Source organism: Streptobacillus notomytis (assembly GCF_001902585.1).
GTDB classification, from domain to species: Bacteria; Fusobacteriota; Fusobacteriia; order Fusobacteriales; family Leptotrichiaceae; genus Streptobacillus; species Streptobacillus notomytis.
In genome coordinates, this window is record NZ_LKKV01000109.1 from 1 (window position 1) to 783 (window position 783).

The following is a 783-nucleotide window of genomic DNA, read 5'->3' on the forward strand; positions in this document are numbered from 1 at the left end:
TAATTCCCTTTGCTTTCTAACTTAGATATTCTTTCAAGTAATGCCGTTATTGTTTCTTTATGTTCTCTGTTTTCTGACTTTAAATCTATTAATTCTTTTTCAAAGCCTTTTATCTTTAATTCATGTTCATATACTTTCTCATCTAATAAGTTTATATTCCCATTTCTTTGTAAAGATAATAACTCTTTACTTCTCTTTTCTATATTATCAAATTGATAGCCTATTCCTGCTCCTAATGATACATGTCCTCTTGTATTTATTGATCCTCCTGCTCTATAAACTAACTTTTCATTTGAGCCTGATAATCCTATTGCAAATGCATGTTCTCCATTATAATATCCATATGATCCTGACAGGTTATGACCTTTAGCATTTACTTGGGCTAAATTTGACATTGCTATTGCATTTGCTATCCCACTATTTGCTGCTACTCCTTTTGATATATCTTCTTTTACTTTATCTGATATATCTATACTTACTTCACTTCCACTTGCTTTTGTTTTAATGTGTTCTGATCCTTTAATACTAAAGTTTAAGCCTCCATTTTTATTTAACTTTTGAGCTTCTGTACTTCCACTATCTCCACTAATTGATATAGTATTATTTCCTAATTTATCTACTTTTTTATCAACATATTTGTGTAAAGACTTTAATTGAGCTACATTTACTGCATCTGTATCTAATGTCCCTGCTGCTAGTCCTGTTATCTGTCTTGTTATTCCTTTTTCTATATCTCCTATTGATACTTCTCCATAATGTGATTTCCAAGCACTTGCTATTTTT

General features: G+C 30.0%; 1 protein-coding gene. It reads right to left on the bottom strand.

What is annotated here, in order from left to right; genetic code table 11:
* The coding region (locus BUE91_RS05545) for a YadA-like family protein (RefSeq protein WP_180371209.1) at nucleotides 1-783 on the bottom strand (783 nt) is incomplete at both ends.